This window comes from Wolbachia endosymbiont of Howardula sp., assembly GCF_025021925.1.
In the GTDB taxonomy this organism is placed as follows: Bacteria; Pseudomonadota; Alphaproteobacteria; order Rickettsiales; family Anaplasmataceae; genus Wolbachia.
This window is the reverse complement of record NZ_CP092368.1, coordinates 203,664-225,690: the sequence shown is the minus strand read 5'-3', so window position 1 is coordinate 225,690 and position 22,027 is coordinate 203,664. Positions and strand designations below refer to the sequence as shown.

Sequence of the window (22,027 nt, the reverse complement as noted above, 5' to 3'; positions counted from 1 at the left end):
AAAAAAAACATTAAAATTTATGTACATTATATCAAGGATTCAAGATAATATTTGAAATTAGTAATTTTTATTGAAATGCAATATAAAATTGCCGTTGTTGGTGCAACTGGCAGTATCGGTAGAAAAGTATTAAGTATACTGGCTGAATTTCAGAATGCAGGAAAAATTTCTATATCTACTGTAGTAGCTCTTGCATCATATAAATCAAGTGGAAGAAAGGTTAGTTTTGGCAATACAGAGCTCACTGTGTGTTGTCTTAAGGATTATAATTTTTCAGGAATGAACATAGCAATTTTTTGTGCTGGCGCTTATATTTCTGAACAATATATATCCATTGCTACAGCAGCCGGATGTATTGTAATAGATAATTCTTCATATTTTAGCATGCATACACAAGTACCACTAATTATTCCAGAGATTAATAAAAACCAAATACTCAGATATAAAAATCTCAATATAATCTCTAATCCAAATTGTAATACAATTCATATATTACTAGCATTGTATCCGTTACATCAGAGAGCACATATCAAAAGAATCGTTGCTTCAACTTATCAGTCAACCTCTGGAATAGGAAATAATGCAATGAATGAATTATATTATCAAACAAAAAAGATTTTTATGAATGAAAATCATCCTCCTGAAATCTTCTCTAAGCAAATTGCATTTAATTGTATTCCTCATATAGGAGAATTTATGCATAATGGTGCTACAGAAGAAGAATTAACAATCTCTGAAGAAACGAAAAAAATTTTAGATGAAGAGATAAAAATGAATGTTACTTGTGTCAGGGTACCTGTTTTTATCGGAGATGCGATATCAGTAAATGTAGAATTTTGTAGTCATCTTACTAAAGAACAAGCTCGTAAAATTCTAAATGCTGATGAAGAAAATGGTATATTAGTATGTGATAACCCACAAGAACTTAGATATACAACTCATATTGATGTTGTAGGTGAAGATGCAGTCTACATATCTCGTATTAGAGAAGATGAGACAGTAACACACGGATTAAATATGTGGATCGTCTCTGATAATCTACGAAAGGGAGCAGCGCTAAATATCATACAAATTCTTACCACTCTAGTTGCTCAAATGCACAATGATTAGCTAGTTAATAAATTGAAATTAATATGTCCCATTTTTCGTTTATCTCTTATCTCTCTTTTACCATATAAAGTAATACTTGCATGTTGATTACTAAAATATTTTAAAATTGGCATGCTACCTATGATATTTTTTGTCATACACGGGTAATGTAGTTCTACTTCTTGCATAGGCAAACCGCACATTATTCTAATCATCTGTTCAAATTGACTAATATTACATGCATCTAAGCTCCAGTGACAAGAATTATGAGGTCTTGGAGCTATCTCATTCACTAATAATTTATTGTCTTGAGTCAAAAAGAATTCAACAGCTAATAATCCTATTATTTCTAATGCATTTGCTATTTTCTGTGCTTGATATTGTACTGCTTGAATGATTGTGTGATCTATTTGCGCTGGTGCTCTTGAAGTATTTAATATACCATTTATATGGTCATTTTCTGCAATAGGAAAAAAGCTCACTCTACCATTTTCATCTCTTCCTAAAACTATTGATAGCTCTTTTACGAAATCTACACATACTTCTAGTATATATTGTGTATTCCATTGAAATTCAACAAAGTCTATGATTGAATTATCATTTTGTATCAGATATTGTCCGTACCCATCATATCCCATTTCTGCTGTTTTCAGGATTAATGGATATCCAAAGATTTGACTTTTTTCTAGTAAGCTATCATAATCTTGAATACATGCATAATCAGTAGTTTGAAGATTTAATGTTCGAAAAAAATCTTTCTCTCTAATCCTATTTTGAGAAATATATAAAGCTTTTTTCCCTGGATAAAAAGCTTTATAATATGAGATATAATCTATTACATCACATGGAATATTCTCGGACTCAATAGTAAAAACATCTATATTTTTTGCAAAAAATTCAAGTGATTGATGATGAGAGAAATCTGCAACGGTTATAACATTAGCAAAAGAGCAATGATCCTGAATATCAGTCAAAACATGTGTTGTATGTCCAAGCTTTGCTGCAGATATTGCAATTAATTTACCTAATTGTCCACCACCGATTATTCCTATCACTTTTTGTGATACACGCATTGTGCTCTCCTGTATCTTCTTAAACTATCAATTATATTAACAATAAGAATATAATTATATGCTTGAACAGTCTAGCAAAATACTCTATTAATAATATTAAGTCATATTTATTTGATCAATCTCATATATTTTATTATGAATATAAAATATAAACTTACTACTAACTCTGTTGAGGTAACAGTTTTACCAGTGTATGTTGAAGAGCAATCCATCCCTTATGAGGATTGCTATGTTTGGCTTTATAGTGTAAAAATAAAAAATAAAAGTCAATCAACTATTCAATTACTTAGTCGTCATTGGCAAATTATAGACTATAAAGGTAAGATTAATGAAATTGTTGGAGTAGGAGTGACTGGAGAACAGCCAATAATCAAATGTGGAGAGATATTTAAATACACAAGTGCAACCTATTTAAATGTTCCATCTGGAATCATGCAAGGTAAGTATGAATTTCTAAGTGAAGATAGTACACAACCTTTCGAGGTTAAAATACCATCTTTTTCTTTAGATAGTCCATATCTTAATATTAGACCGCATTAATATCTTATGCAAATATTTTGAGATAATTTTTAGGCTTTAATATTGATTAATCATATCTATAACTATATATATCTTTAGAATTTATAAGTTTTTTTTTGAAACACTTATATATATTGAGTTATTTTTTATCATTTGATATATTTTATACTATCTATCAGATATAAATGATTATGAGCATCATCATTGCCACTTTCTATCATTTTGTAGAACTGATTAATTATCATGTACTCAAAAATGAAATAAAAATGATATGCGATTGTATGAATTTAAAAGGTACTATTCTTCTTGCGGCAGAAGGTATTAATGGTACTATCTCTGGTAGAAGACATGAAATTGATAAGGTATTTGATTTTTTACATTCTTATCCTCAATTAGCAAATCTGACATGGCAAGAAAGTCAAGCAACTGATCATACGTTTAGTAAGATGAAAGTAAGACTAAAAAAAGAGATAGTAACTCTTGGTATGAGTGATCTGAATATATCTTTAAAGGGACAACATATTGATGCAGAATCTTGGGATGATTTTATTCATAGCGCTAAGGTAATATTAATAGATACTAGAAATTGCTATGAAGTAGCATTAGGTAAATTTAAAAATGCAATCAATCCTAATATTCTAAATTTTAGAGCATTTCCACAATGGTGTAACTCATGTACTATACACAAAGATCTTACAATCGCTATGTATTGTACCGGAGGTATTAGATGTGAAAAATCCACAGCATATATGCTGACATTGGGATTTAAAAATGTATTTTATTTAAAAGGTGGTATTATCTCTTATCTAAAAAATACACATAATAAATATGGAAATTGGACAGGTGAGTGTTTTGTATTTGATGATAGAATTGCCATTGATCACTCATTAAATCCAAGTAATAAAATTAGATGCACAATATGCTCAAATGTAGTTTCAAGTAATGAGATGAAATCAGTGACACGGGCAAAAGCAATATGTTTTAACTGTAAATCTTCTACTTAAATATGTATTGATATGCATGATGATTCTTTCTATATGAGAAATAAATTTTATTATTTAGTTTTTTAATCTCATAGATAGTTTTATTGTTTTAATAAATATGTATTTTGATTATTAATTAATTCCAGAGCCTTTTTTAGGTCTAAATTCTCAATATCTATATCTTCAGACAACTTGATCTTTGTATTATGATGTTTAATATATAATCCGTATCTACCATGACATATGAATACTTCTGTGCCAAATGCATCATAACCAAGAGATTTTAATGCTTTCTGAATATAATATGTAATGATCTCACATATTTCACTTAATTGCATATTCAATATTTCTTGAGAACTCTTCTTAAGAGAAAAGTATTTATTATCATATATACAATAGTATCCAAATCTACCAAGGTATAATGTTATGGACTTTCCAGTATCTGGATGATTTCCCATCACACTGGGTAAAGATAATAATTTTATAGCCAAATGTAAATCAAGAGATTGTATCTTGATATCTTTTGGTATAGAAATTGACTTTTTCTTTTTTAAATTATTATGATACTGCAAGTATAATCCAAAAGGACCTTTTTTAATTAAAATCTCTTGTTGATTATGAGGATCTATACCTAAACTTTTTGGAAATTCTATGATTTCATCATGATGTAGAATATCTTTTGTATTGCGACATATAGGATAATTAGAGCATCCAAAAAATACTCCCATTCTCCCAAAAGTTAATTTTAATATTCCACTAGTACAACTATAACATTTTATATCTAAATGTTTTTTTTCTTCTTCTGAATAAAAAGAATCTATTATTAAGTCATGAATCTCACTGATAACAGCATCATGTGTCATTTGATTGACAGAATTAATACGCTTAAAAAATGGTGTCCAAAAATTACTTAATTCTCGTTTCCAATCTGCATGTCCATTGGATATAGCATCAAGTTTTTCTTCCATATCTGCTGTAAAATCATATTCTACATAACGATCAAAAAATACTTTTAAAAAAATAGTAACAATTTTACCTCTGTTACTTGGAATAAATGTCTTCTTATCTAATAAGATATAACCACGATCCTTTAGTACTGAAATAATTGTTGCATAAGTTGAAGGTCTTCCTATTCCAAGTTCTTCCATTTTTTGTACTATACTTGCTTCGCTATAACGTAATGGAGGTCTTGTGAAATGTTGAATGAATTTTACTGATATTAATTTACATCTTTCTCCTATCTTCATAATAGGAGGCATGATATCAGGAACAATGTCTATATTACTATCTTGATATATTTTACTATACCCATCAAATAATACATTAGATCCACTTGCTCTTAAAAGAATCTTCTTATCAGAAGAATTGATTTCGCATACTACTTGATGTAGTACTGTTGATTCCATTTGACTTGCAATTGTTCTCTTCCATATTAACTCATATAGTTTAAATTGATCTTGAGTTAAGTATTCTGTCATTCTATTTGGAATTCTGGTGATATCAGTAGGACGTATTGCTTCATGAGCTTCCTGAGTATTTTTAATCTTTTTTTTATGATTACGAACAGTCTGTGGGAGATATTGTACTCCATATATTGATTCAATCATCTTTCTAATTGATATGATGGCTTCATCTGCAATATGAAATCCATCTGTACGCATATAGGTGATTAAACCTACAGTCTCACCACCAATATCTATACCTTCATATAAACTTTGCGCAATACGCATAATATTTTTGACATTTAAATGAAGCTTTCTGACTCCTTCTTGTTGTAAAGTAGATGTGACAAATGGAGGTGCAGGATTTTTCTTAATTTGAGTGCATGATTCTTGACTCACAGTGTATTGACCTGATTGAATGTTATATATCATCTCTTGTGCTTGCTCTTCACTAGAAATATCATATTTGTCTAGCTTTTGATTTTGATATTGTACTAATATTGCATGAAACACTTTATCGTGATCACTTTGTATTTCTGCTTCGATACTATAATATTTCTGTAAAATGAATTTATTGAGCTCATCTTCTCGCTCACATATTAGTCTTAATACAACCGATTGTACACGTCCTGCAGACTTACTGCCATGTAATTTTTTCCATAGTAATGGTGAGATATTAAATCCAATCAAATAATCTAAAGCTCTACGTGCTTGTTGTGCTTGTACTAAATCCATATTGATCTTACGTGGGTTTTGTATTGCTTTTTGCACTGCATTCTTTGTGATTTCATTAAATACTACTCTATAAATACAATGTACATTACTAATAATGTGTTTTTCTTTAAATACTTCTATTATATGCCAAGCTATCGCTTCTCCTTCTCTATCAGGATCTGTTGCAAGATAAATTTCTGATGTTTGACTAGCAGTTATTATTAAATCTTTTATATATTGCTTTGATTTTGGTATAATTTCATACTTCATATCAAAATTATTATCTGGATTAATAGAGCCATTTTTAGGTGGCAAATCTCTAACATGTCCAAACGATGCAAGAACCTTAAACGCATTACCTAAGTATTTACTAATTGTTTTAGCTTTTGCAGGTGATTCAACGATTAATAGTTGCATATTGATTCACTATTTAATACTGAGCAATAGTATGTTAAGAAATATATAATGCAAAGTAAAAAGAATATTATATGATATTTTGTTAATTGAATTATTTAAAATTCAAGATTATCTAATGATAAAAAATTAATGTATTAATATTCACTAATATTAAATTTATATAATAGATTTGATCTCATTAGTCTAGACTATATAATGTACAATACAGTAAGCATGCTTAGATGCAAGGGCATACAAAGAAAACATAGAGCTATCATGTATTTAAGGAGAAATTCGATCAATGCAATACCATAAAATATGAGATTATTAGATTTTATCTAATGCGCCTTCTTTAGTAATACGTAGTAATTGATCATATCCACCAATATGTAGATTGTTAATAAAGATTTGTGGTACAGTATTTACATGAAATTGTAATTTTATTTGTTGAAATAAATCTGAATGTTGTAATACATCTATCTCTTCAAATTCAATATCCTTTTGGATGAGTAACTTTTTTGTATGATGACAAAATATACATGTATTTTTGACATAAATTATCACTTTGTTTTTTCGCATAATTTCTCTCTTAAATGTTTTAAAATCTATTTATCATACATAATATATAGTATCATGCAGTATCAAATAACATGTTATGAAAGTAATTGATAATTATGATCAAGAAAGACAATATACTAATATAGTAGTTACTTTTGGTAATTTTGATGGGGTGCATTTAGGACATCAATATATACTTTCTACTCTTAAAAAAATATCTCGAGATAAAGGGTTACCATCTGGTGTATTAACTTTTGAACCTCATCCTGCAACTATTTTATTTAATAGAAAAGATTTTAGAATAATGAATCAAGAGCAAAAAGAGAATCTAATCAGTCATTATGATATAGATTACTTATATATTATTCATTTTACTAAAGTTTTTTCTCAGATAAAATATCAGGATTTCCTGAGTGAAATTTTAATAAAAAGATATCACGCGCAACATATCATTGTTGGAGAAGATTGTACTTTTGGGCATAAGAAATTAGGTAATATATTAGCTTTAAAGCAGTATATGAAAAATCACGAGTATTCTTTGAATATATTGCCACCATTAATAATGAATCAAGAAATTTGTTCTTCGTCTTTAATAAGAAATTATATAAGAATAGGTGAGATAGACATTGCTAATAAATTACTAGGGCGCCCTTATCAAATATCAGGAATTGTTATGAAAGGTGCATGCAGAGGCAGGATAATAGGTTTTCCCACAATTAATATAGCAATACAAGAGGAAATGATTAAGCCAAAATTTGGGACATATTACGCTAAAGTAATATACTGTAACCATTCTTTATATGGAGTAGTAAATGTAGGAATGAGACCTACATGTCAAGATCTTACGGCACCTATAATAGAAATGCACATATTAGATTTTAATCAAAATATATATAATGATACAGTATATATACAATTCTTAAAATTTATAAGATCAGAAAAAAAATTTTCTGCTCTTGATCAATTAATACAACAAATTCAAGATGATATTATAAAAGTACGTCAACTAAAGTCTTACATAGCTTAATGCGATATTTTATTGATTGATTCATATATCAACATTCCGTATATATTGAATATGATACATAGAGTTAAATGTTTAAAATGATGAAATATATCTTATATTCCATATATATTCATTGCACTATCTTTATCATCTCTGATCTATCATTTATGCATTTAATGCAATTGCGCTAGCAATTTTATTGCTTGTACATAACACTTATGTTCTGCATCAAGAATTCGTTTTGAAATACTATGAATATTATCATTTAATAACACTGGTACAGTGGATTGAATAATAATTGCACCATTATCAACTTCAGAAGTTACATAATGTACAGTACATCCTACTGTTTTAACACCTGATTGTAATGCTTGTTTTTGAGGGTTGAGTCCCTTAAATGCAGGCAATAAAGATGGATGAATATTGACAATTTTGTTATACCACTTACTGATAAAATCAGATGTGAGTATTCTCATAAATCCTGCTAGACATACTAAATCAACTGCATGTTGTACAAGTAATTCATGTATTGATGTTTCATCTAAAGGTTTATCATGTACTACAAACGCTGGAATTCCTATTTGTGTTGCTATCTTTAGTCCAGGAGCTGAATTATTATTTGTAATAATACAGGAAACTTCTGCAGGAAAATTCTGATCATAGCATGCCTGAATAATAGCATGCATATTTGATCCTCTACCAGATATTAATATACCTAATTTTATTTTTGTCATGCTCAATTACATATATACTAACTATAGTGAATTAACTATTAAGACTCTATGAGAGTATTATTTTTAATACTCTCATTTCTATTGCAGAAATTCCGCATTCTAAGCTATGATTCATAATACATATACGCAATAAGTATATTTCATTGTGATATACAACATCAAGAGTTAAAGTGCCTGGCGTCAGGGTCACAGAATGTGCGAAGAGAGCAATACTACTTTCAGTATGATTATGAGATGCTGCAAAAAGAATAATAATTGGCATATGAGCATTAAATTTGGGTTGTAACACCTGTTTTGCAACATATATACTTGAAATAAACATTTGATATATTAACCATAGTATATAATGAATTAATCTTACAATAGAGAATCTATATGTATTAAGTAGAATCTTATGCAAAAGATAGTTATCTCTTGTGATCTTTTTAAAGATATATAGCGCTATAAGAGAAGATAATACACCACATATGATACAAACGATCTCAAGACGACCTGATAATATAATCCAGATAGTGAGTAAAGAGCTAAATAAAAAGAACAATTCAACGATATACTTAAAATTTAGGTTGTACATAATATAATATGTATGACATTCATCTTGAAAGTAAAGATATAACATACACTTATTTGAAAAACTTGTAATATACATCAATATATAAATCTCTTGAGAGAGTATGGAAATCATTGCAGAAAATAAAAAATCAAAATTTGAATATTTTATTTTACAAATCTTTGAATCTGGAATTATACTATTAAGTAGTGAGTTAAAACCATTGAGAGCAAGACAAGTCAGTATTGCTGATGCTTATGTTACTGAAAAAAATGGCGAGATGTGGCTACGTAATATGCATATTACAGAATCTTCAACTTCACAATTCAGAATGAATAATCCTAAAAGGGAACGTAAGTTACTTTTACATAAACAAGAAATTAAGAAATTAGTGATATGTATTAGAGTATCTGGCATGACAATTATTCCACTATCAATTTACTTCAATAATAAAGGATTTGTAAAAATTAAGATTGCAATTGCAAAAGGGAAAAAACTATACGATAAAAGATCTATTATAAAACAAAGAGTATGGGAGCGTGAAAAAAGTAGATTCTCTCAGAGAGATGGATAATTAATCTATCTAAGTATTGGATTAATATTGTATATTAGTATTATGAAGTATATCTTTGATATATATCATGAACATATAAGAATATTAAGAAAAAACATCTTATCTCTTTCAGAGAAATTATGAAGAGAGAAAAATCATAACTTAAGAATCAAGAAATGCTTAAGATAGTATAAAATACTGCATTATAAGTTTTTACTATAATATATATTCATTTATTAATGATAATTTTTAATTATATACTAATATGTTTTTTTTTAACAATTAATAAAATTAATAGATAAATTTGATAATTTACAGATGAATGTTTTATAACAAGAGATTGAGAAATGAGTATAATTTTACAATTATTACTATTATTTAAAATCATTAAATCATATGTTCAATACAGTAACATTTCATAAAAGTTATTCATTATTCAGTATCTTGTTAATTGTATTCTTGATACGTAGTTTTATTTTTGAACCATTTCATATACCTTCCAGTTCAATGAAAAGTACCCTACTTGAAGGAGATTATATATTTGCTACTAAATATTCATATGGTTATAGTAAACATTCCTTACCATTTTCTCCAAATTTTTTTAGCGGTAGAATTTTTTATGTACCTCCAAAATTAGGTGATGTCATAGTGTTTAAACCTGCACACAATGAAGGTGTGAGATTTGTAAAAAGAGTAATAGGATTACCTGGTGATAAAGTACAAATGATATCAGGATCATTATACATCAATGATCAAAAAGTACAACATATCAAGATGAAAAGTTTTTTTGATGAAGATATAAATCGCTATATCTCTAGATATCTAGAAACCTTAAATCAAAATATACAACATGAAATTATAATAGATAACTTATCTCATCATTTATCACATAACACTAATGTATATTATGTACCTCATGATCATTTTTTTGTTATGGGAGATAATAGAAATAATTCTTTGGATAGTAGGTTTCCTGAAGTAGGTTGCGTACCAATGGAAAATATAATTGGGCGCGTACATATGGTTGTCTTATCATTTAAGTTAGCAAAAAAAGACTGGATACCATTTAATATGAGAATTCCTATTGCTTTGAGATTAAATAGAATATTACATCATGTCATCTGATATAGATTACTGATTTTTTTCATTTACATAACTTAAAGGAAAGCATTTCTAACTGATTAATCATAATATTTATATTATTAATATTATTACTTTTTAATGTCTCTTTTGTCTTTTGTAATAGTGTTTTTAATTCTAAGCTAGATGACAGATGATGATGTGTTTCTACTAAATGAATCAGTTTATTTCCTTTTATCTTAGCTAATGCAAGAGTACGAGCTTTTATATCGTGATCAAAGTTGCTAAGTGATTGATGTATCATATCTTGAATATGAGATCGACTTAGACCAATACTTGAATTGATTGTTACTATTTTTTCAATGCCAGTAGTTTTTTCTCGGCCGATCACTGTGAGGATACCATCAACATTGACAATAAATTCTACTTCAATTCTTGCAGAGCCTGCAGCTCTATCAGAAGCTACTTTTAATTCAAATACTGCTAGTGATTTATTATCTTCGATCATATCACGTTCTCCCTGACAAACATGAATTTTTATTGAATCTTGTCTATCAGTATAGGTAGTAAATTCTCTTTTTTCTGACGCTGGTAATGGTGTGTTTCTTTGTATAATTTTTTCAACTATTCCTCCCATAGTTTCTATCCCAAGAGATAATGGCAATACATCTAATAGAATGTGAGACTCTTTTGAGTGCGAAGTTAAGTAATGAGCTTGTAAAGCTGCACCAGTGACTACTGCTGTATCTGGATTTATATCATGTAATACTTTCATGCCAACAAAATTAATGAGTGCGTTATATACTAGAGGTACTCTACTAGAACCACCTACTAAAATTACTCCTTGTATGTCTTCTAATGTGATCTCTATATCTCGCATAGTACGAGTCATAATATTAATAGTTTTATTTACTAATGGACTAATTGCATGAGAGAATTCTTCTCTAGTAATCGTACAGCTAAATTGATTTCCTTGAATTGTAAATTCGAAAGTACCTACAGTATATTGACTAAGAAATTCTTTCACATCACGTATATTATTAATTCTAGTATTAAGAATTGTTAAATTAGTATGTATATCCATCTGATTGATATACTTATTAAGAACTATTATTCTTAATAAGTCATCAAAATTATCACCTCCCAATTGAGTATCTCCTCCTACTGCAAGTACTTGAAATACTCCTTGATGTAATTTTAATATTGAAATGTCGAATGTTCCTCCTCCAAGGTCATATACTGCATATATGCCACTATTATTCTTCTTTTCAATTGAATATGCTAAAGCAGCAGCAGTTGGCTCATTAATGAGACGTACAACTTGTATGCCAGCTAATTGCGCTGCATGCTTAGTGGCATTTCTAGCTGCATCATCAAAGTATGCTGGAACAGTAATTACTGCCTTGATTACACATATCTGCTTAGTTAGTTTTACCATTTGACATAGCGATTTTAATATTTGAGAGGTAATCTCTATAGGCGTTAAGTATTTTTCATTATTACATTTTATTCTAATAATTTTTTTACTTTCAGTATCTATCTTAAAATTAAAAGCATTGCTATCAATATCTTGTACACTCTTACCCATTAAACATTTGATTGAATAGATTGCATCTTCATCTATATCATAGCCGGTTTTCAATATATTTTTTTTATATGATATGACAGAAGGAAAAAGCATCCTTTGATGCTGATCTTTGAATATCTCTAAGTTACCATCTTGATGTATCATAGCAATTAAAGAATAAGTTGTGCCAAGATCTATTCCAAAGATTATTTCATTTGAATCTAGTATATTTGTATTCGGTAATTCACACATTTGCATAGATTGCATTCTCTTGTTCTTTTACTTCTGCATAAATCTTAGATAAATATTTTAATCTGATAATCTGTTTAATTGATATTTCGAAATCTCGAATATCATAAGCTTGAGAAAATTTTTGCAGACATTCTTGTAGTTTTGTATCAATCATTATTCTCGCACTTTTGAAATCATTATATTCAAGTATATTTTCTCTTATTGTGATTGCTTCATTCAGTATAGTAGGATCATTGCAATAATCTTGTGTGATTTGTATATTCAGGATTTCTAATAAATGTTCAGCACGCTTTAATGGTGATTTAAGAACTTGATAAGCAATATTAATTTGTACAATATTTTGAGATTGCTGTTCGCATATTGTATACTTGATCAATTTTATATACTGATTTTCTAATTCATTAAGATCAATATCTAACTTTTCCTGCAATTTAAATAATCTAAAATAATTATTAGACAATAAAGCTTTCTCCACAACCACATCTTCCTTTTTCATTAGGGTTCTTAAAATGGAAACCAGATGAAAATTTCTCTTCTATATAATCCATTTCGGTACCTATTATAAACATTAAAGATTTTGAATCAAGCAGTACCTTAATATTTTTCTCGTCACTACATTGAATATCAATCATATATTCTAAAGGATGAATTTCATATGCATATTCAATATTATATTTTAAACCAGCACATCCTTTCCGTGTAATTATTATCCTTATACCTATGACTTCTTGTAATGTTAATAGACTAGAAGTCTCTTGTGTATGTATAGTCATCAAATATCTTATTCTTTCCACTGCTTGTTTTGTCAGGGTAATTAGAGGTTTATTATTAATATTTTGTTGCGGTTTATTCATTATCTTGATCTTTGATATGACTCATTAATAAATCTTGACTTTGCTTACTCTTATAGTCACGAATAGCAGCTTTTATCGCTTCTTCAGCAAGGACAGAACAATGAATTTTAACTGGAGGTAAAGATAGTTCTTCAGAGATCTGAGTGTTTTTGATTTTCATAACATCTTCTATCTTTTTGCCTTTGATCATTTCCGTTAATAATGAACTTGAAGCAATGGCAGACCCACAACCGAAAGTCTTGAATTTGGCATCTTCAATTATACCTTGTGCATCAATTTTTATTTGTAATTTCATAACATCTCCACAAGATGGAGCTCCTACTAGACCGGTTCCAACATTTGGATCTTTTTTATCTAAAGAACCAACATTTCTTGGGTTTTCATAGTGATCTAGAATTTTTTTATTATAACTCATAATATTACCTAGAAACTCTAATTCCAGATGGTAACATATTGCTAGATTATATTAAAGTAATTAAGTAAATATAATTCTTAAAAGAGTATTATTTTTATATCACATGATTTTAAAAAGTAATCTCTATATGTAATTTTATATAGCAAATGATTTTTTTAATATCGCAGTAAGTTTATTTTTAAATCGAGGTATCACGTGAGCACTCTTCTCCACCTTTATAAAGGATTATTAAAAACTTCTTCTTTTTTTAGTTCTGGAATCAAAAGGATTCTTTCTAATAAAAAGATAATAGATCAAGTTATTCTAGATAATTTAGAGGATTTACTGATTAGTATGGATATTGGTTATAAAACTTCTAAATTGATTACTAGTAATCTAGCACATTATACTTTTAATAAAGACGCTACACATGATGTGATTATGCGGCAGTTAATCTATGAAATAGATATGATAATAAAAGATGCTGTACATCCAATAAGAATGAATAAAAAACCACATATCATGATGTTTTGTGGAGTAAATGGAAATGGTAAAACGACTACAATAGGTAAATTAGCGAATAAATATAAGAAAATTGGTAAATCAGTCATGCTTGTTGCTTGTGATACCTTTAGACATGCTGCGAATGAGCAGCTTACTATTTGGGCAGAGCGCTCTAATTGTAGTATCTTGACTAGCAAGCATGGTTCTGATCCTGCAAGTTTAGCATATAAGGCGATCCGTCAAGCAATACATAATCATACTGATGTTGTGTTAATTGATACTGCAGGGAGAATACAAAACAATATAAATTTAATGGCAGAATTATCAAAACTTTATAATACTATTAAGAAAGTAGAAAATAGTGCTCCACATGATGTAATTTTAGTCCTTGATGCAACTACAGGACAAAATGCATACCATCAATTAGAAGCATTTAATAAAATAGTTAATGTGACAGGAATAATTGTTACAAAGGTAGATGGTACTGCAAAAGGAGGTGTAATAGTGGGTTTAATCTCATCCTATAAAATTAAGCTATATGCTGTAGGTACTGGCGAAAGTATAGAAGATATCAGAGAATGTACTAGCATAGAATTTATTAAAGCATTATTTAATTATTATGACTGATATTATTATCACAGAATGATTTTATATTTAAACTGTTAAATTCAATGCATCCTGACTTATCGACTTGATCACAGGACTTTTTACATAAAAAAAGTATATAAAATATAATATGATATCTATAAGCCTAATATATTAAGGATATACAATATAACAAAACATCAATATCTTTATATTCTCATTGGCATGATTATATATAAAGCATGCGAATCATCTTCATCAGTAATGATGATAGGATGTGTATCATCAGTAAACTGAATTTTACACTTATTATTAATACATGATAGAGCATCAAGTAAATATCGTGCATTTAATCCTATTTTTATGGGTAAATTATTATAGTCTATAGGTATAGATTCTCGTGAATCACTACTATCTTGAGTTTGAGCATACAATGTTAATAGATTGAATTGTAAGGAGAGTGTAATAGCTTTGACTTTGTCATATAGAATCACTGAAACTCGCTCTATCACATCTGAAAGAGTATTGCTATCAATAACAACATGTTTATCATGATTTATATGTATGAAAGATATATAATTTGGAAAGTGACCATCAATCAATTTTGATATCAAAATATATTTATTACATATGAATAGGATTTTTCTTTCTGAGAGTTTTATGTGAATATCGTTACAGTCATTTGATATTTTTAAGAGTTCTAGGACAGTCTTACGTGGAATTATGACACCAAAATTACTATTAATATTTTTGGGCTTAATCGTTTTTATACAAGATAAACGATGACCATCAGTTGCAACGCTATATAAAAATTGATGATCCGTATGTAGATATATGCCATTTAGATTATATCGCGTGTCATCTAATGAAATAGCAAATTTAGTTTTATTTAATAAATCTATTAGAGCTGTTTTTAGTATAGAAAATTGAAATTTAAAATTATCCTCTTCAAGAGAGGGATAATGATTAGAGATTAAATTCGGTAATGAAAAGTATGAATTACCACAAGAAATCAGTAACTTACCTTGATCTGTGAATGTAAAAGTGACTATTAATTCACCTGATAACTTTTTTACTATACTATGTAAAGTATATACTGATATTTTTACTTCTCCTGATTGTAATATAGTGGCATCTAATGAAGCAAATATTGCAATATCAAGATCAGTCGCCATGAACTTGATACTGTTCTCTTGAGTGCTAATATTAAGATAAGAGATAATCTCTTTTGAGTTATTTTTATCAACAACACCACTGATTCTAGAGAGAATATTCAGCAGACTATCTCGTCTGACACTAAAATTCATATTTCGAGTAATGCATAAAGTGACCAATATGGTGATGAGATTATATACTATATAATATAGAATATAACTTTTAATATCATTGTTTAAATTATTCTCTCAAGTCTCAAAGAATCATGATTAGTCATAATAAAAAAATATTTCGTTTGAATAAGCAATGACACAAAAAGCATTCATGATATAGATATATTTATAATATATATCTATATCTGTAAATGAAAGTGAGCTCTTGTAGATTGGATATATTGCTTTACTTTACACATCGCTTGTTCTGCTAATTGTCTAATTCTTTCTCTTGATACACAATATTTTTTGCTCAAATCATCTAGAGTTTTTGGATGTTCAGATAAAAATCTACTAATAAAAATGTCTCTAGTTCTTTCATTTAAAGTATCTAAGGCATCTTTTAGCATTCTCTCTTTAATCTCTTTTTCTTCATGATATTGGTAATTCATCTCTTGATTTTCAGTATTACATGAGATGATGTCTTGCAATTGTCTTTTAGAGTCATCATCTATTTTTATTGCTTCATTGAGTGATTGATCTCTTAAAGCAAATCGTTGATTCATTTGAATAATTTCCATTTCAGAAACAGCAAGTTCATTAGAAATAGCTTTAATTTCTTCATTATTTAAAACTTCTCTATTACTACATTGTAAAATTCTTTTTTTAGTTTTTCGTAAACTAAAAAATAATCTTCTTTGTGCTTGTGTTGTACCTATCTTTACAAATGACCAGGATTTTAATATAAAGTCTTTTATTGATGCTTTGATCCACCACACAGCATAAGTAGAAAATCTAAATCCTAAGTGAGGATTAAATTTTTTTACTGCATGCATAAGACCTATATTTCCTTCCATAATTAGATCCATCAATAAAAGACCATAATTCTTGAATTTCATTGCAATTTTTACTACTAAATTTAAATGACTAGTAATTAATGTATGTGCAGATTCTACATCATGATATTGATGCCAATTTATTGATAATTCTATTTCTTCTGCTTGAGATAACAGAGGAAACTTTTTTACCTTAGTCATGTATTGTAAGATATTAGTAGTATTATCACCATATACAGTTTTTATTGAAGTAAACATATTTATTCCTCATTCATGATCTCCATTTATTGCATATAGATATTATACTTAAGAAGTATTTACTATAATTAACACTCACAGATAGCTCATTACTAAAAAAACAAGAAGAGATCTTGTTCCTATAATGATACCAATGATATAATATAATACAGTTCTAAAGGGTCAAGAAATATTTCTAAAAAAATCATATTAAAAATTAAATGTTATACCAGTTTCTGCACCAAGAGTGCTGTAAATTATTTGTGTTCTGTTGTCTTGTACAACTAATTGTTCAAATGTAGTTCCATAAGTTCCAAAGTATCGTGCACCAGCATATATTGTTATTTCTGGCGTCATTTCATAACCAATCCCAGCTTTTGCTTGATATGCAAAAGCAAAAATATTACTATTATTAGTAAATAAGTTGTCTATATTAGGATGTCTTATATAAGATGTTCCAACTCCAAGTCCTACATATGGTGTGAGAGAGAAATCTTCTATTATTATGTCATAGTATAGATTTACTATTCCTGATATGATTGAAAAATCATTAGCAAGCTCAGTATTATATCCTGTAGATATCTTAGATAATATATTTTCATTAATTGGTGAGTAAATACCTTCAAGTTCTATTCTTAGATCGTCTATCTGATAACCAAGAGCAGCACTACCAGAAAAAAAAGAAGACTTAAAAGGATGTCTTATTTTATTTGTATGATTATGATTTTGATCATGAATTATTTCTTTATTAACAGGAAAGAACGAGCTATTGTATTGTAAACTAATATAGTAATTTGTTTCTTCATCATAGTCATATATCTCTCTTAAAGCTTCTAAAGAAAAAGAAGAGTGTGAAATACTGAGCAATGTGACCAACACTATTGATAAAAAACACTTTTTATAATTCATAATTGCTCCTTATAAATAAAATTATTTTACACATAATATTGTGATTGCAAAATAAATTTCAGTCAAGCGCTCTAATCACATACAACAAAATTTTACATGGTTGAGATCTACTATCAACAGTATCAGGGCATAGACAAAATGTCTCTTGCAATATGATCTATGATATGCAATAGCGTACATAATCTTTTAGATAATATGATTATATTGAAAAGATTTTGAGATAAGTATTAGAGAATATGAAGTAATTATCTCGTAAATCAAATTGTTAGAATGGAAACTTTAATCCAGGTGGCAAAGGTACCATACCTGCAATCTCAGACGCAACATCTGCGATTTCTTCATCTGCTTTTTTCATAGCATTATTAAATGCAGCGACTATTAAATCTTCTACTATATCTTTTTCTTCTGTACGTATCAAATCTAAATCAATATTTGCTTTTGTAACCTTATAGCTACCTATTTTGACCCTTTCTATTAATATAGAAATTTTTCCACCACCAGATATACCTTGGAACTCCTTTCCAAGATATTTGTTTTGAGCATCAGATAGTTTTTTCTGCATCTCTTGTGCTTGTTTTACTATTTGAGTTAAATCCACAATTTATACCTCATTATTTTTTAATTTATTATTCTTGTATTTTAATCACTTGTGCTCCTTGGAATGCATCAAGAACATCCTTAATCTCAGGTATATCGCTGACATTACTGATCTGATGCTCCAGATGATCTTGCTCACTCTCAATAATCCATTTTTTTTGAAACATTTTCTCTAAGTAATTTTTTAAGTGAGTATAAAAGTTACCATCTATTTTAGATTTAGCTTTTAATTTTAAATAACCAGGATTACACTCTACTAATTCTAGATTAGTAGATAATTCTTTGTAAAGATAAAGTTGATCATTCTCTTGTAATAATTGTAAAATTTTTTCAAAATCATAGTTTTGTTGTTTGATCTTTTCGACATTATTAATATTTTGCGCTTGATCATGATATGTTAAAATATTATTTTTCATTAATTGTTCTGGAGATGGAAGATCAGTAAGATAACAAAGACTAATTAATATCATTTCGATAGCAACATCACTACATGTTGAAGCTTGAATATCTTGTAGTCCCTTGAGTAATACCTTCCATAATCTCGCAAAAAATATTAAATTCTTCTTTATACTTAATGCTTTTATTTCATTTTGTTCATACTCTGGAATGACCACATCAATATCTTTGATAATTAAAAAACGACATATTAATTGTATTGTATGCAATATATCCTCAAAAAGCTTAATAGGATTTACAAGATGTAATCTTGTATCAAATATTAAAATAGCTTGTTTAATATCTCCCATGAGAATTGCATCTAATAGCTTAAAAGTAATACTACTGTCTACTAAGCCTAATATTTCTCTTATGTGTATAATAGATATTGTTGTATTATCTCCGCTATATAATACTGCTTGATTCATTAAAAATAATGCATTCCTCATTGAATTGCTAGAGTGTTTTGCAATTAATTCTAACGATCCACGTTCGATAGAAAAAGTTTCCTGTTGTGCAATTTCATATAAACGTTCTATTATGTTAATAATAGTGATTTTATGTAAATCAAATCTGTAGCATCTAGAAATAATAGTCATAGGAATTTTTTTGATTTCTGTAGTAGCTAAAATAAATTTAACATTTGATGGTGGAGACTCTAGTGTGGTAAGTAATGCATTAAATGCACTATTAGATAACATATGTACTTCATCTATTATGTATATTTTATATTTAGATCTCATAGGTGCATAACAAATATTGCCTAAGATAACTTTGACATCTTCAATACTAGTATTACTCGCTGCATCAATTTCTATCACATCTGGATGGTTCGAGAGTTTAATCGCTATACAATTTTCACATATACCACAAGGTTCTTGTATAGATTCTTGAGAAGAGCAGTTTAAATATAAAGCTATAATCCTAGCAGTAGTAGTTTTTCCAATCCCACTACTACCAGAGAGTAATATAGATTGTGGAATTTTATTTAAAGTAAAAGCATTTTTTAGTATGCGCACCAATATATCTTGACCAACTAAATCTTTAAATCTAATAGGACGATATTTTAGTGCGATATTCATAAGATTTCTGACATTCACTATCTTTGAATCGGTATGCAACCCAAAAGAATATCTGATATGGCTGCTTCATTTCTGACCTGACCAGATTACAGAGCTTTTGCCTGCATACCATAAATAAATATTATACTGTATTTTTTAATTGTACAATATCTCATATATTGATTTATATTTTTTATATTTCTTCTTTCCATAATATCAATATTGAAATCTTACTTTGATTCTATTGACTTGTCTATCTATCATCTGACTCTTTAAGATAGGAAGGACATAGCAGAATTCTTGTATCTCAGATTCTATATATTAAAGAGATTAGCATTTTTCTATGAAAGCATATATTGCAAAAAAAAAAGATTTAATGTCTGATTTTATCGGATGTGTCAGTAAGATACACTAGGATGCCTAAGCAATGAGAATGTTCATATCATTCTAAATTGTCTTAATATATTATGTTCATACTAGAACACAGTAGGTATATTAATATAGAATAAGATCATATCATTTCTACTACTAAATTTAGTGTACTATAGTTTTCACATATAATGTATCTATTATATCCATGAAGTACTCAATCTTTTTAGATCCTTCATGCCTGATATCATTCAAATTAATATCAGGAGAATGCTGATTGAGTTTTATGAAGAAAATTGGAGTAGCAGTAATACCAAGCTTATTTATTGCAATTGCTTTATTATTAACAATCTTATTCAGTATTGTGATATTATTCATGCATTGATTTAACATTTCAGTACTTAAGTCATTAAGCTCGGCAATGTTTTGTAACATTGCAAGATCACTTAAATTATTAAAATTCCAATTTGATGATAATTCAAAAAAATCTTTATTAAAGCGAAAATAATCTTCGTGATTATCATAGCATGTACTTAACATTGCAGCTTGTAAACCTCTATAATCTAAAGGAAAATGGCGAAATATATAGAGCATTTTACCTGTATCTATATATTTAGCTTTAATTTTTGGAAAAACATCTTTATGAAAAAGTGCGCAATGATAACAGGTTAACGAAGAGTATTCAATCATAATAATAGGAGCCTGTAGATCACCTAGAAATCTATCATCGACTAGTAGTGATAATACATCATCTTCTGATCTCCCTATATAATCTTGCTCTTGTGCTTGAATGTGTACAATTTCTGATATACAAGATCTGTTACTACTTATGCATAAGATGCAGAGAAATAAAAAAAGAAATGGCTTAACCATGCAAATATCGATTCTATCTCATTAGATGAGTATCAAAAATACATTCAGATCTAAAATCTGTCAAGATACTTGATTTTCATTTAAAAATTGCATTCTTATTTTAAATGCATCAATCATCTTGTTATATATATACCTATATACTAATTTGAGTAGATAAGAAAATGAGTGAGATTTTAAGATAAATTCTATATAAAAGATAACTATTGTTTTCTTTTGATCTATTTGCACAAATTTCCATTCATTGTATAAATATTGAAATATTCCGTGTGTTGAGACTACTTTGATCCATCCTTTATGGAGCTCATGAGAAAAGAGAGAATGCACTTCTGATGTATATGTTGCCTCAATACCTTGAAATGAGATTGTCATATCTACTATCATCTTATCACTCCTATTTTTAATACATACTGATTGACACCAAGGAAGAAAATTAGGATATTGCTCAATATCATACACAATGTGAAATGCTCTGTCAGCAGTACATAATACAATCTCTTGTGCTGTATATTTATGTATCATAAAGGTCTAGTAAATCGGAAAGATGTCCCTA

23 protein-coding genes and 1 other RNA gene are annotated in these 22,027 nt (G+C 28.3%); 7 read left to right on the top strand and 17 right to left on the bottom strand.

Annotation, left to right across the window (positions count from 1 at the left end):
* The first annotated feature begins 75 nt into the window (after window positions 1–75).
* Complete coding sequence (locus MC061_RS01120; RefSeq protein ID WP_259536230.1) at window positions 76–1,110, top strand: aspartate-semialdehyde dehydrogenase; 1,035 nt, start codon at window positions 76–78, stop codon at window positions 1,108–1,110.
* Here MC061_RS01120 and MC061_RS01115 read toward each other — a convergent pair.
* Complete coding sequence (locus MC061_RS01115) at window positions 1,107–2,162, bottom strand: 5-(carboxyamino)imidazole ribonucleotide synthase (protein WP_259536157.1); 1,056 nt, start codon at window positions 2,160–2,162, stop codon at window positions 1,107–1,109. The genes MC061_RS01120 and MC061_RS01115 overlap by 4 nt on opposite strands.
* A 135-nt stretch (window positions 2,163–2,297) precedes the next feature.
* On the opposite strand from MC061_RS01115, the gene apaG reads away from it, so the two are divergent.
* Together apaG and trhO are read left to right on the top strand one after the other, a co-directional pair.
* The gene (gene apaG / locus MC061_RS01110; RefSeq protein ID WP_259536156.1) at window positions 2,298–2,702 is read left to right on the top strand and encodes a Co2+/Mg2+ efflux protein ApaG; all 405 of its coding nucleotides are present in this window, start codon (window positions 2,298–2,300) and stop codon (window positions 2,700–2,702) included.
* Window positions 2,703–2,872: 170 nt separating this feature from the next.
* Window positions 2,873–3,685 carry an oxygen-dependent tRNA uridine(34) hydroxylase TrhO gene (gene trhO / locus MC061_RS01105; RefSeq protein ID WP_259536155.1) on the top strand — a complete coding sequence of 271 codons (813 nt, stop codon included), beginning with the start codon at window positions 2,873–2,875 and terminating at the stop codon, window positions 3,683–3,685.
* Between the two features lie 80 nt (window positions 3,686–3,765).
* Here the strand turns inward: trhO and topA are convergent, their stop codons facing one another.
* Together topA and MC061_RS01095 are read right to left on the bottom strand one after the other, a co-directional pair.
* Entirely contained in the window at window positions 3,766–6,237 is a 2,472-nt protein-coding gene (gene topA, locus MC061_RS01100; RefSeq protein ID WP_259536154.1) for a type I DNA topoisomerase, read from the bottom strand.
* A 306-nt stretch (window positions 6,238–6,543) separates the two neighbouring features.
* A complete protein-coding gene (locus MC061_RS01095; RefSeq protein ID WP_259536153.1) occupies window positions 6,544–6,795 on the bottom strand; it encodes a glutaredoxin domain-containing protein in 252 nt (83 codons plus the stop codon).
* A 76-nt stretch (window positions 6,796–6,871) separates the two neighbouring features.
* On the opposite strand from MC061_RS01095, the gene ribF reads away from it, so the two are divergent.
* Entirely contained in the window at window positions 6,872–7,801 is a 930-nt protein-coding gene (gene ribF, locus MC061_RS01090) for a riboflavin biosynthesis protein RibF (RefSeq protein WP_259536151.1), read from the top strand.
* A gap of 152 nt (window positions 7,802–7,953) precedes the next feature.
* Here the strand turns inward: ribF and purN are convergent, their stop codons facing one another.
* The gene (purN, locus tag MC061_RS01085) at window positions 7,954–8,514 is read right to left on the bottom strand and encodes a phosphoribosylglycinamide formyltransferase (RefSeq protein WP_259536150.1); all 561 of its coding nucleotides are present in this window, start codon (window positions 8,512–8,514) and stop codon (window positions 7,954–7,956) included.
* Between the two features lie 46 nt (window positions 8,515–8,560).
* Window positions 8,561–9,088, bottom strand: coding sequence for a Na+/H+ antiporter subunit E (locus MC061_RS01080; protein WP_259536149.1), 528 nt, complete (start codon window positions 9,086–9,088; stop codon window positions 8,561–8,563).
* Between the two features lie 100 nt (window positions 9,089–9,188).
* On the opposite strand from MC061_RS01080, the gene smpB reads away from it, so the two are divergent.
* Together smpB and lepB are read left to right on the top strand one after the other, a co-directional pair.
* Window positions 9,189–9,638, top strand: coding sequence for an SsrA-binding protein SmpB (smpB, locus tag MC061_RS01075; RefSeq protein WP_259536148.1), 450 nt, complete (start codon window positions 9,189–9,191; stop codon window positions 9,636–9,638).
* Window positions 9,639–10,013: 375 nt separating this feature from the next.
* Window positions 10,014–10,742, top strand: a complete 729-nt coding sequence (gene lepB, locus MC061_RS01070) for a signal peptidase I (RefSeq protein ID WP_259536147.1) — start codon at window positions 10,014–10,016, stop codon at window positions 10,740–10,742.
* A 19-nt stretch (window positions 10,743–10,761) separates the two neighbouring features.
* Here the strand turns inward: lepB and MC061_RS01065 are convergent, their stop codons facing one another.
* From MC061_RS01065 to iscU, 4 genes are read right to left on the bottom strand one after another with little or no spacing between them, the layout of a single operon-like run.
* Window positions 10,762–12,531 carry an Hsp70 family protein gene (locus MC061_RS01065; RefSeq protein ID WP_259536146.1) on the bottom strand — a complete coding sequence of 590 codons (1,770 nt, stop codon included), beginning with the start codon at window positions 12,529–12,531 and terminating at the stop codon, window positions 10,762–10,764.
* Window positions 12,509–13,012: an iron-sulfur cluster co-chaperone HscB C-terminal domain-containing protein gene (locus MC061_RS01060; RefSeq protein ID WP_259536145.1), complete on the bottom strand. Its 504-nt coding sequence runs from the start codon at window positions 13,010–13,012 to the stop codon at window positions 12,509–12,511. Before MC061_RS01060 ends, MC061_RS01065 begins: the two co-directional genes overlap by 23 nt.
* A complete protein-coding gene (locus MC061_RS01055) occupies window positions 12,969–13,370 on the bottom strand; it encodes a HesB/IscA family protein (RefSeq protein WP_259536144.1) in 402 nt (133 codons plus the stop codon). The genes MC061_RS01060 and MC061_RS01055 overlap by 44 nt, the downstream gene beginning before the upstream one ends.
* Window positions 13,363–13,785 carry a Fe-S cluster assembly scaffold IscU gene (iscU, locus tag MC061_RS01050; protein WP_259536142.1) on the bottom strand — a complete coding sequence of 141 codons (423 nt, stop codon included), beginning with the start codon at window positions 13,783–13,785 and terminating at the stop codon, window positions 13,363–13,365. The genes MC061_RS01055 and iscU overlap by 8 nt, the downstream gene beginning before the upstream one ends.
* Window positions 13,786–13,980: 195 nt before the next feature.
* Here iscU and ftsY point away from each other — a divergent pair, with 195 nt between their 5' ends.
* Window positions 13,981–14,895, top strand: coding sequence for a signal recognition particle-docking protein FtsY (gene ftsY, locus MC061_RS01045; protein WP_259536140.1), 915 nt, complete (start codon window positions 13,981–13,983; stop codon window positions 14,893–14,895).
* A gap of 167 nt (window positions 14,896–15,062) precedes the next feature.
* On the opposite strand, the gene dnaN is transcribed toward ftsY, so the two are convergent.
* The 8 genes from dnaN to MC061_RS01005 form a co-directional block, all read right to left on the bottom strand.
* Entirely contained in the window at window positions 15,063–16,160 is a 1,098-nt protein-coding gene (gene dnaN / locus MC061_RS01040; RefSeq protein WP_259536138.1) for a DNA polymerase III subunit beta, read from the bottom strand.
* Window positions 16,161–16,360: 200 nt separating this feature from the next.
* Window positions 16,361–17,254 carry an RNA polymerase factor sigma-32 gene (locus MC061_RS01035; protein ID WP_259536137.1) on the bottom strand — a complete coding sequence of 298 codons (894 nt, stop codon included), beginning with the start codon at window positions 17,252–17,254 and terminating at the stop codon, window positions 16,361–16,363.
* Window positions 17,255–17,443: 189 nt separating this feature from the next.
* Window positions 17,444–18,142 carry a P44/Msp2 family outer membrane protein gene (locus MC061_RS01030; protein ID WP_259536136.1) on the bottom strand — a complete coding sequence of 233 codons (699 nt, stop codon included), beginning with the start codon at window positions 18,140–18,142 and terminating at the stop codon, window positions 17,444–17,446.
* A gap of 265 nt (window positions 18,143–18,407) precedes the next feature.
* Complete coding sequence (locus MC061_RS01025) at window positions 18,408–18,740, bottom strand: YbaB/EbfC family nucleoid-associated protein (RefSeq protein ID WP_259536135.1); 333 nt, start codon at window positions 18,738–18,740, stop codon at window positions 18,408–18,410.
* 28 nt (window positions 18,741–18,768) lie between these two features.
* A complete protein-coding gene (gene dnaX / locus MC061_RS01020) occupies window positions 18,769–20,256 on the bottom strand; it encodes a DNA polymerase III subunit gamma/tau (protein ID WP_259536134.1) in 1,488 nt (495 codons plus the stop codon).
* A gap of 23 nt (window positions 20,257–20,279) precedes the next feature.
* An RNA gene (gene ffs, locus MC061_RS01015) (signal recognition particle sRNA small type) lies at window positions 20,280–20,370 on the bottom strand.
* 399 nt (window positions 20,371–20,769) lie between these two features.
* Window positions 20,770–21,477 carry a DsbA family protein gene (locus tag MC061_RS01010; protein WP_259536133.1) on the bottom strand — a complete coding sequence of 236 codons (708 nt, stop codon included), beginning with the start codon at window positions 21,475–21,477 and terminating at the stop codon, window positions 20,770–20,772.
* 60 nt (window positions 21,478–21,537) lie between these two features.
* On the bottom strand, window positions 21,538–21,996 hold the full coding sequence (locus MC061_RS01005) for a type II toxin-antitoxin system RatA family toxin (protein ID WP_259536132.1): 459 nt from the start codon (window positions 21,994–21,996) through the stop codon (window positions 21,538–21,540).
* Window positions 21,997–22,027 lie beyond the last annotated feature (31 nt).